At 68.2% G+C, this 10,236-nt stretch carries 11 protein-coding genes; 4 read left to right on the top strand and 7 right to left on the bottom strand.

The window, feature by feature from the left end:
* The first annotated feature begins 137 nt into the window (after positions 1-137).
* Positions 138-935 (top strand): N-acyl homoserine lactonase family protein, encoded by a 798-nt coding sequence (locus FUT87_RS10225; protein ID WP_147240945.1) that lies wholly within the window; start codon positions 138-140, stop codon positions 933-935.
* A gap of 65 nt (positions 936-1,000) precedes the next feature.
* Positions 1,001-2,254, top strand: a complete 1,254-nt coding sequence (locus FUT87_RS10220) for a serine hydrolase (protein WP_147240944.1) — start codon at positions 1,001-1,003, stop codon at positions 2,252-2,254.
* Between the two features lie 5 nt (positions 2,255-2,259).
* Here FUT87_RS10220 and FUT87_RS10215 read toward each other — a convergent pair whose 3' ends face one another.
* Positions 2,260-2,742, bottom strand: coding sequence for a cytochrome P460 family protein (locus tag FUT87_RS10215; RefSeq protein ID WP_255511691.1), 483 nt, complete (start codon positions 2,740-2,742; stop codon positions 2,260-2,262).
* A gap of 307 nt (positions 2,743-3,049) precedes the next feature.
* On the opposite strand from FUT87_RS10215, the gene FUT87_RS10210 reads away from it, so the two are divergent.
* Positions 3,050-4,807: a family 16 glycosylhydrolase gene (locus FUT87_RS10210; protein ID WP_255511688.1), complete on the top strand. Its 1,758-nt coding sequence runs from the start codon at positions 3,050-3,052 to the stop codon at positions 4,805-4,807.
* A gap of 39 nt (positions 4,808-4,846) precedes the next feature.
* Here the strand turns inward: FUT87_RS10210 and FUT87_RS10205 are convergent, their stop codons facing one another.
* Both FUT87_RS10205 and FUT87_RS10200 read right to left on the bottom strand, forming a co-directional pair.
* Positions 4,847-5,203, bottom strand: a complete 357-nt coding sequence (locus FUT87_RS10205; RefSeq protein ID WP_147240395.1) for a ribonuclease E inhibitor RraB — start codon at positions 5,201-5,203, stop codon at positions 4,847-4,849.
* A 195-nt stretch (positions 5,204-5,398) separates the two neighbouring features.
* Complete coding sequence (locus tag FUT87_RS10200) at positions 5,399-5,803, bottom strand: RidA family protein (protein WP_147240396.1); 405 nt, start codon at positions 5,801-5,803, stop codon at positions 5,399-5,401.
* A gap of 227 nt (positions 5,804-6,030) precedes the next feature.
* Between FUT87_RS10200 and FUT87_RS10195 the strand changes: the two genes are divergently transcribed.
* Complete coding sequence (locus tag FUT87_RS10195) at positions 6,031-6,936, top strand: hypothetical protein (RefSeq protein ID WP_147240397.1); 906 nt, start codon at positions 6,031-6,033, stop codon at positions 6,934-6,936.
* A 19-nt stretch (positions 6,937-6,955) separates the two neighbouring features.
* Here FUT87_RS10195 and FUT87_RS10190 read toward each other — a convergent pair whose 3' ends face one another.
* From FUT87_RS10190 to FUT87_RS10175, 4 genes are all read right to left on the bottom strand, one after another.
* Positions 6,956-7,219: a DUF2007 domain-containing protein gene (locus FUT87_RS10190; RefSeq protein WP_091720819.1), complete on the bottom strand. Its 264-nt coding sequence runs from the start codon at positions 7,217-7,219 to the stop codon at positions 6,956-6,958.
* A gap of 84 nt (positions 7,220-7,303) precedes the next feature.
* The gene (locus tag FUT87_RS10185) at positions 7,304-8,854 is read right to left on the bottom strand and encodes a tryptophan halogenase family protein (RefSeq protein WP_147240398.1); all 1,551 of its coding nucleotides are present in this window, start codon (positions 8,852-8,854) and stop codon (positions 7,304-7,306) included.
* 71 nt (positions 8,855-8,925) lie between these two features.
* Entirely contained in the window at positions 8,926-9,954 is a 1,029-nt protein-coding gene (locus tag FUT87_RS10180; protein WP_147240399.1) for a cupin-like domain-containing protein, read from the bottom strand.
* Between the two features lie 22 nt (positions 9,955-9,976).
* Positions 9,977-10,236 (bottom strand): TonB-dependent receptor (locus tag FUT87_RS10175; protein ID WP_147240943.1); only part of this gene is annotated, 260 nt, incomplete at its 5' end.

Below are 10,236 nucleotides of genomic sequence, written 5' to 3'. Positions count from 1 at the left end.
CCAGGGCCAGGGCCAGGGCGCGCGCAAGCGCAAGTTCGGGCAGTGAGGCGGCTCGCGCCGCGGGGGACATCGATCGCCGGTGGGACCCACGGGGCCGCGGTCGTCGCTATCATCGCCCCCGCAGACAAGGAGTCGAGATGGCATCACGCTTCTGGTTGGCGCTCCAGGTGGGCGCGCTCTTCAGCCTGTCGGCCGCGGCCCAGGACCTCACCCTGACGCGGCTGGACTGCGGCAGCGGCAGCAACGACCCGCGACGCTTCAGCGACACCTACGCCTACACCGAGACCACCAAGCCCTTCACCTTCAGCTGCTACGTCATCCGGCATGGCAACGACGTGATGGTCTGGGACACCGGCTATCTGCCGGGCTCGGTGCCCAACGCCACCAACAAGCCGCTGGCCGATCTGCTGCGGCAGATCAAGGTCGAACCCGGCGAGGTGAAGTACGTCGGCATCAGCCACTTCCACGCCGACCACACCGGCCAGCTCGCGCCGCTCAGGAATGCGACCCTGCTGATCGGCAAGGGCGACTGGGAAGGCATCACCGCCACGCCGCCGATGAGCGGCGCCAACGTCAAGGGCTTCGCCGAATGGATCGCCGAGAAGCGCAAGGTCGAGACGCTGAGCGCGGACAAGGACGTGTTCGGCGACGGCAGCGTCATGATCCTGCGCGCGCCGGGGCACACGCCGGGCCACTCGATGCTGCTGGTGCGGCTCAAGGAGATGGGGCCGGTGCTGCTGAGCGGCGACGCGGTCCACTTCCATGAGAACTACGAGCACGACGGCGTGCCCGGCTTCAACGACGATCGCGCGCAGACGCTCGCGTCGATCCAGCGCATGAAAGAGATCGAGAAGAACCTGAAGGCGACGGTCATCATCCAGCACGACCCGCGCGACATCGGCAAGCTGCCGGCCTTCCCGAACGCGGCGAAGTAGCTGGCGCGGCCGCGTCCCGCGAACCGGGTGCGATTACACGCGGGTACGGCCCTAGCATCGCGCGCATGACGCAAATTCCTTCCCGACGCCTGGTGCTGGGCGCGGCACTGGCGGCACCGGCCGTGGTGGCCGCCGCTCCCGCACCCTCCGCCAGCGCCAGCGCCAGCGCGACCGTCCTGCGCCTGGCGCCGGGCGCTCCCGGCTCGGCACTCTCGCCGCGGCGCATCGACCAGACGCTGCGCCGCATGGTGGCCGACGGCCGCGCGGCGGGCGTGTCGGCCCTGGTCTGGCAAGCGGGCGTGGAGCGCTACTTCGGCGCCCACGGCCTGGCCGACGTGGAAGCGAAGCGGCCGATGGCCCGCGACACGCTCGCGCGCATCTGGTCGATGACCAAGCCGGTGGCGTCGGTCGCGCTCATGCGGCTGTGGGACGCGGGCCGGTTCCGGCTGGACGATCCGCTGGCGCTCTACCTGCCGGAGTTCAGCTCGATGCGGGTCCATGCGGACGATGGCCGCGGCGAGCGACCGGCCGAGCGGACCCTCCTCGTGCGCGACGTGCTGCTGCACACCGCCGGGCTGACCTACGCGATGGAGGACGGCGCCGCCGATCGGGCCTTCCGCGCCGCGAGCCCGTTCGAGCGCTCGCCCGACCTCGCCGCCTTCAGCCGCGCGGTGGCCGCGCTGCCGCTGCGGCATGAGCCGGGCACGGCCTGGCACTACGGCACCTCGACCGACATCCTCGCCCGGCTGGTGGAGGCGCTGGCGGAGGAGCCCTTCGATGCGCATGTGCGTCGACACGTGCTGCAGCCACTGGGCCTGCGGGAGACCGACTGGACCGCGCCGGCCGCGCTGCAGGACCGCATGGCCGCGACCTACCGACTGTCCGCCGACGGCAAGCCGGAGCGCGAGCCCGATCAGCCCTTCACCTTCGCCAGCGGCGGCGCCGGCCTGATCGGTCCCATCGACGACTACCTGCGCTTCGCCCGGATGCTGCTCGGCGAAGGCGAGCTCGACGGCGTGCGGGTGCTGCGCCCGGCGACGGTGCGTTTGATGCTGGTCGACCACCTCGACCCGGCGATCACGCAGCGGCATTTCCTGTCGAGCCCGGGGCTGGGCTTCGGCTTCGGCGGCTCCGTGCGCATCGCGCCGCCGCTGAGGGACGAGCCGCCCGGCGCGGTGGGTGAGTTCTCCTGGGGCGGTGCCGCGTCGACGCTGTTCTGGATCGACCCGGCGAACCAGCTCGCGGTGGTGTTCTTCGCCCAGAAGCTGCCCTTCGACGACGCCCTGCATCGCGACCTGCGACGCGCGGTATACGGCTAGGCCGCTCAGGGCGCGAGCTTCGTGAACACATCGTCGCGCGCCTTCACGAGCGCGTTGTGGCAGGCGAAGCAGGTCTGGTGCTGGGCCGCGTCGACGGGCTTGCCGTCGATGAAGCGGCCGTAGCCCCAGCCGCCGCTGTCGGCGTAGCGCTTCGAATCCTTGACCATCACCTGCACCGTCGTCGGCGCGCCCGGCACCGTCGCGGCGGGGAACTCGGTGGAGCGCTGCCGCTTCCACGCCAGCTTGACCAGCATGGCGCCGTCAGGGAACGGCAGCTGGCCCAGGCGATAGGCCTTCATCGCGATCGGATTGCCGACCACGGCGCGCAATTCGTCGAGCGGTGCGTCCTCGGTGGCGACACCCACCATCTCCCATTGGCGATAGCCGTCGGGCAGCACCACGCCGTAGATCGGCGAGGCGGGTTTCGGTGGCTTGCCCTGGGCCAAGGCGGGGAGCGCGCTGGCAGTGAGCGAAGCCAGGAGAAGCATCGAGGCGAGACGGAGGGCATGCATGTGGGTCTTCCAGGCAAGTGGGGCAGTGCCACGGATCAGACCAAATTCATCGCTGCCTGGGCATTGAACCTTGGTATGGGCAGAGCCTCGTAGTGATCGAGGCTTCGGGCGGTTGCATTCAAAAACCCGTTCGTTGTGAAAGCGCTTTCACAATCGACCGATATTGCCTAGGATGCGTCCCGCCGGAGAGAAGTCGCGACCCTGGACCCGCGCCGCAGAGCGCGGGCCGGATCGCGCCGATCGGTGCCCTCCAGCACACCATCGACACCTCTTGGAGACATGAATGGGATTTCCGAACCGCATGGGCGCGCCGATGCTGCGCGCCGTCGCCCTGGGCTTGTGCGCGACTGCCGCCGCGCCGGCGTTTGCCGGCGTCACCAATCCGACCATCGGCCGCCTGTTGTGGTCCGAGGAATTCAACGGCGCGTCGTTGAACACCAGTGTCTGGACGCCCTATGACGGCAATGGCTGCCAGATCAACCTGTGCGGCTACGGCAATGCCGAGCTCGAGTACTACAGCCCCAACAACCTCTCGATCGCCGACGTGCCCTTTGAAGCCGGCACGCGCGCCCTGGCGATCCGCGCGCTGCGGCAGACCATCGGCAGCAATGAGTTCACCTCCGGAAAGGTCGATTCCTACGGCAAGGTGCAGGTGCAGTACGGAATGATCGAGATCCGCATGGCCACGCCGCAGGTCACCACCGGGCTGTGGCCGGCCGCCTGGCTGCTGGGAACCAGTCCGCAGGTCTGGCCGCGCAAGGGCGAGATCGACATCGCCGAGCTGGGCCATCGCGCCTCGGCCTGGGCCGCGGCGGGCGCGCCTTCGCCCGACCATTTCGTCGGCGCCAACGTGATCACCTGGTCGCAGGCCGCCTGCGTGGCGGGCAATGAGTCGTGTGCCGCCTCCACCGCCTGGCAGACCAAGAACTGGTACAAGCCGCAGGCCTCATTGGCGAATCGCTTCGTCAAATACCGCTTCTACTGGACCGAAAGCCAGATGCGATTCACCGTCGTCGACAACGACGGTGAACACGACATGTACGACGCGCCGTTGCCGGTGAACTCGACGGCCTTGCAGGCGCCGTTCTATCTGCTGCTGAACATGGCGGTGGGGGGCAACTTCACCGATGCGGCGACGCCCTCGCAGGTGAACGCGCCACTGCCCGCCACGATGTACGTCGACTACATCCGGGTGTATGAACTCGACGGCAAGGGAGAGGTGAAGCTGGGCAACCAGGTGGTGCCGGAAGTCGCCGGCAAATTCGGCGTGTTCACCGACAACACGGTGGTCAACAACAAGCTGGTCGCCGGCAGCACGTCCGACATCTTCCTGTGGAATGGCGCGTCGACCGCGGCCGGCAACACGCTGCCGTATGAAGGCGGCAATGTGATCGCGTGGAGCTACAACACGCCGGGACAGTGGTTCGGCGGCGGCATCCAGTCCCGCCAGGTCCGCGACCTCACCAACTACCGCAATGGCCAGCTGAAGTTCCGGATCAAGATCCCGGCCAACGTGTCCTTCAACATCGGCATTGGCGACACCTACACCAATCAGAACTGGGTGAACTTCCCAGCCAATACGACGGCATTCGGCCTGGTGCGCAATGGCGAATGGGCGACGGCGACCGTTCCCGTCTCGACGCTCATCGGACCGAAGGTCGCGCTGCAATCGATCGCCGACATCTTCATGTTCTCGGGCGACAACAACCGGCTGCCGACCTCGGCTTTCCAGTTCGCGATCGATGACGTGGTGTGGGAGTCCGGCACGACGACCCAGGAGCCGCCGACGCCGGCCGGCATCACCCAGCCGTCGGCGACCACGGTCAAGTTCACGGAGCCGACCGGCACCTGGGCCGACGTGCATTACACGGTCAACGGCGGCGGCCAGATGAATGTGCGGATGCTGAAGGAAGGCAGCGGCAATGCCTACACGGTCACCGGGCTGAAGCAGGGCGATGTCGTGCGATTCAACTTCACTTACTGGGACCCGGCCCGCAATGGCGCCTACGACACGGCGCTGCAGAGCTACACGGTGAAGTGAACACGCGGGATGAGGCGTCAGGGGATTGACGACGACTCGTCAGTCGACGATCTCCGCGCCCCATCCGTCGTAGACCACGCCATGGGTTTTCGCGAGCGCCTCGAATTGCGCCGACAACGCCATGAGCGCATCCAGGTCCGGAATCATGCGGCGAGCGGCGACCACCTGCCAGGTCGGCGCATCGTCTTCCGGACCGAAGATCCGCACATCGAAATCCAATTCGGCCAAGGCATGCGCGATCGACATCGCGGCGGCTTCTTCGGCGGCATCGAAGGCGAATTCGGGGACATGTGGCAAGGACAGATCCGCGCCGAGTTCAACCATCTGCGCCAACACCTTGGCGTCCGGATCGTCGTTGTTGACCAGGCGATCGAGGAGTTCGGGAGAAGTCGGCATGGGTGCGGCGGATGAGAGAGTGAGGAATGACCTGCCGCCGTCGGTCGCGGCGGTGCGGGATCATCCCACGGCGCAACGAGTCGATGCCCTCCGCCCCTGACGTCTTCGCTCGCGCGGCCGGGAGACTCGCGGATCGGGGCGGCCGCATTCGGCGCCCCGACTAACATCGCGCGATGGATCGAAGCATCATGGCTGTCAGGCCGCCGGGCCATCCGGCAGCTTCGCGATGACCTTGATCTCGAACTGGAACCCGGACAGCCAGGTCACGCCGATGGCGGTGGCGGTCGGATAGGGCGCCTCGCCCCAGAACTCGGCGGCGACGGCCCAGGCGCGCTCGAAGTGGGTGTGGGGATCCACCATGAAGACGGTCACGTCGATGACGTCGCGGAAGCTGCAGCCCGCCGCCGCCAGGATGGCGTTGAGGTTCCTGAACGCGAGTCGGACCTGCTCGTCCCGGTCCGGCTCGGGCGATCCATCGGCGCGGCTGCCGACCTGGCCGGACACGAACAGCAGCCCATTGGCGCGAATGGCGGGGGAGTAGCGGTGCAGCTCATAGAGCGCGTGACGATCGGGCGGGGAGACGACATCTCGAGTGAACATGACCGGCATTCCTTTGAAGCACGAATTGCGATGTGCTCACTGTAGAAATTCGCCGCCCGCCGATAAACCAGCGACTCGCACAATCACTGTTTGGGGTCGCCAAACAGTGAGGGCGGATACAACCGCCGCCTCAGCATTCTGCTGATAGGCAAGCCGTGGCGTGCTGACTATCGTCCTCCCTCATCGGCCAGCAATCACGCTGCGCGACAGCATGGAGGAAGCCCACGATGAAAGCTCATGACTCCCGGCCCAGGGTGATGCAACGCCAGCCCGCGGCCGCCGCGCATCGTGGCGATGCCATGGACGGCGCCTCGCGAACCTCGCTGGTTCACCAGTCGCCTCGCATGGTGTCCCAGCGTCAGGCCATCGACGCTGCTTTCGGCGCTGCCTGCCGACATCGGGTTGGACCCGCACCGCGCACCCTGTCTGGCGGGCGCATGGGCCCGCACGGTGCGGTCCTGCAAGGGATGTTCAACCTCACAACCGTGCCACGCCAGAGCAAGAACCGGGGTGGCGTCATGGCCGGCTACACGGCCGGGCCCAATATCGCCGATCTGCACATCGCGGCGGGCGCCAACCTCGCCGGCGAGCTGATGCAGAACTTCCTGATGACGCTCTGGGAGGTGCGCGACACCCTGCAGGCCAGGCAGGCCGCAGGTGGCCCGGCCGGCACGGTCGAGATGCATCCGGCCGGGTCTCAGGTCCTCAAGATGACCATGGAAATGCTCGCCGAGGCGGTGGGCCAGAACCCGGCCCTCCAGAACGCGCAAGCGGCCAAGCACCTGCGCCAGCTCAACAACGTGCCGCTGACCGCCAACAACAATGTCCTCGATGCGACCGTGGTCCCTGAGCATGTGCGTTATCGCGACGCGCTCATCGGCGTCGGCGGCGTGACGATGAACCCGGTCGGAGGCGGCACCACCGGTGGCACGGTGGACATGCTGCAGAACAACGCCGGCGGCGCCGCCGAGCGGGTGCTCTACGACACGGCGTTGGCCACCCTGCAGCCTTTCATGAGCATCAACGTCACGATCACCTTGCCAGTGCTGCTTGGCATCATCGGCATGCTCGAGGGAAGGATGAGCGACTTCAAGCGCTGGGCGCTCCAGGCGAAGTACGCCGTGTTCGGGTGAGGCCGAACAGGGCCGCCGGCTACTCCTCCAACCGGAACGCCCCCGCCTCGAAATCGGCGATCGTCGCGCGCGCGGCGGCGAGCTGGGAGGCCGGCACCAGCACGCGCACGCCGCCGACGGCCGGCGAGAGCAGCGAGTAGTTCTGCACCATGTGCTCGTCCGCCAGGTGCGGCGTGAGCGCGGCGGACCGGAGCACGCCCATCAGCAGGTGGGCCTCGATGGGCGAGTCGCGCGTGGCGACACAGACGAAGTCATCGGAGCTGGCGTCGGCGCGGTCGGGCATGGGTCCTCCTGGGTTCCTCCCAAGGGCCGCAGCTTAGACCGCTTCCCGCGTGGGCGCATCCGTCGTCCGGAGCGCACCGCGCGCTCAGACCGTCACCGGCGCCTGCGGCACCTGCGGCATCTGCCACTGCGTCCCCGGCGCATAACGCGCGATGTACTGCTGATGCCCCGGCATCTGCTGCACCGTCTGGTCGATGCGCGCCTTGATCCCGCCCAGGAAGCCGGCCAGCTCGCGGTCGCTCATCAGGTCGGCCGTCGGGTGATGCTGCTCGGGCATCAGGCCCTGGCCCAGCATCACCTGGATCCACGAGTTCTCGGTGAACAGCTCATTCGGCCCGCGGAACACCCGGCCGCTCTCGCGGAACAGGTCCAGCCGGTGCTGCAGCGACGCCGGCACCGACATCTCGCGCAGGTCGCGCCACATCGGCGAATCGGTCCGCTGCTGCAGGTGGTAATGCAGCACGATGAAGTCGCGGATGTGCTCCAGCTCATGCCGCATCTGGGCGTTGTACTCGTCGACGTCGGACTGCCGGATCCCGTCCTTCGGGAACATCTGCAGCAGCCGGATCGCGCTGCGCTGGATCAGGTGGATGCTGGTGGACTCCAGCGGCTCCAGGAAGCCGCTGGCCAGGCCCACGGCGACGCAGTTGCGCTGCCACACCACGTCGCGCTGGCCCGGCTTGAAGCGGATCACGCGATGCGGCGTCAGCACCTCGCCCTCGATGTTGCCCAGCAGCGCCGCGCGCGCGGTCTCGTCGTCGGTGTAGCGGCTGCTGAAGACCACGCCGTTGCCGACGCGGTGCTGCAGCGGGATCTGCCACTGCCAGCCCCAGGGATGCGCGATCGCGCGCGTGTAGGGCACCGCGTCCCGCACCGACGCGGTCTGCAGCGCGATCGCGCTGTCGCAGGGCAGCCAGTGCGACCAGTCCTGGTAGCCGACGCCCAGCGTCTGCCCCAGCAGCACCGAGCGCATGCCGGTGCAGTCGATGAAGAGATCCCCTTCGACCTCGGACCCATCCTGCAGCTTCAGCGCGCGCAGGTCGCCATCGGGCCGCAGCAGCACCTCGGCGATACGGCCCTCGATGCGGCGCACGCCGAAGCCGTCGCTGAAGCGGCGCAGGAAGGCTCCGTACAGCGATGCGTCCAGGTGGAACGCGTAGTTGATGCCGTCGCCCGGCAGATGCGCGAAGCGGTGCTGCTGCGCCGCGCGCAGTTCCAGGCAGTAGTCGCCGTAGTCCGACGCCATGCCGCGCTCGCGGCCCTTCATCCAGAAGTGCTGGAAGCCGGCGGTCCAGTGGTCGATGCCGGTGCTGCCGAACGCGTGGATGTAGCGCGCGTCGGGGTCGCGCCAGCCCTCGAACTGGATGCCCAGCTTGATGGTGGCCTGCGTCGCGGCCATGAACTCCCGCTCGTCCAGTCCGAGCAACTGGTGGAAGGTCAGCATCGTCGGGATCGTCGCCTCGCCGACGCCGACGGTGCCGATCTCGTCGGACTCGACCAGGCGGATGTCCAGCTGCTTGCCCAGGTGCTTGGCGATGCAGGCGGCCATCATCCAGCCGGCCGTGCCGCCGCCGGCGATGACGACGCGTCGCACCGGCGAGCGGGGAACGGACGGGGCGGGGGGCGTGAAGCTCATGGCGTCTCCTCCATGTCGTGGGTCGGGCGGCTTCCGGCGCGACGATGCGGGCGTCCGCAAGGACGCGTCGCTCAACGCTGCCGGAGCCGCTGGATCAGGTGGGCGCGCAGATGGCCGGCGCCCTCGGCGGTGATCGGGGCCAGCGCATGGCGGGCATGCGCGGGGATGTGGGCCGAGGTCTGGCCGTCGGCATTGAACACGTAATGGTCGAAGATCCCCTGCCAGGCGCGGCGTTGCGGCGTCGGCAGGTCGCGCAGCGACAGCAGCGCTAGCATCAGCGCGAAGACCGGTGGATCCATGTGGGCCGGCGACTGCCGCCACCAGTAGTTGATCAGCACGTTGAACGCGTCCAGCGCCTCCACCTGGTGCCACCACATGCTGGGGATGTAGAGCGCGTCGCCCGGCTCGAGCTCGGCGACCTGCGCGTGCTCGAGCGCCGTCGCGAAGCGCGGGAAGCGCTCGAAGTCGGGCTGCTTCAGGTCGACCAGGCTCACCGGCTGGCCGGCTGGCGTGAAGTCGATCGGACCGACGTACAGGTTGGGCAACTGCTCCGGCGGGAACAGCGTGAAGCGGCGATGGCCGGCCGCCACGCAGGCGATGTTGTCGGGCAGGTCGTAGTGCGGCGCGATGCGGCTGCGATTGCCCAGCCAGACGCTGGCCAACGCCTCCGGTGCCGCCGTGCCGCTGGTCGCCAGCGAGGACAGGTCCAGGTCGTTGTGCGCGCGAAAGCCGGGCAGGCACTCGTCGACCGTCGTCGAGCCGACGTAGTAGCAGGGCGGACGCTCGACCTCCGCGAGTTGGAGCAGTTCCTCCATCAGCGCCGGCAGCGGCGCGTCGGCCCGGCCGAAATTCATGCCGGTGAGGTCGTCGTTGTAGAAGATGCGGCCGTCGATCTCCGGCGGGCCGGTCATGATGGCCACCGGCGCGCCGCGCCAGTAGCCGTGCAGGTAGTCGACCGCGGCGCGGTCGGAGCGCCGCGCCTCCCGCACCATCGGCCAATGCGACACGAGGCCGCGCAGCACCACCGGCTGCGCGGCCTCGATCAGGTGGGAAGGAAGCCGACCCGGCACCAGGTCGTGGAGTTCTCGGATCGACTTCATGCGGGCATCGCCCCCGGCGGGGTCAGAACTTGTAGCGGAGGCCCAGCATATAGCGGCGTCCCGTCTGCGTGACCGCGTACACCTCCTCCTTGGTCCGGCCATGCTGGCGCAGGACCGAATCGCCGAGGTTGATGACTTCGGCCTGCAGGCTCAGGCGTTCGCTGAAGTTGTAGCCCAGGCTGACGTCCACCTGCGAGTAGGGCTCGGTGAAGATCGGCGCCGAGCGGCCCAGCTGGTTGCCGTCGTTGACCGCGGCCAGGAACTTGTCGCGCCAGTTGTAGG

The sequence above is a fragment of the Mitsuaria sp. TWR114 genome, assembly GCF_007997345.1.
This window is presented reverse-complemented; position numbering and strand designations above follow the sequence as displayed.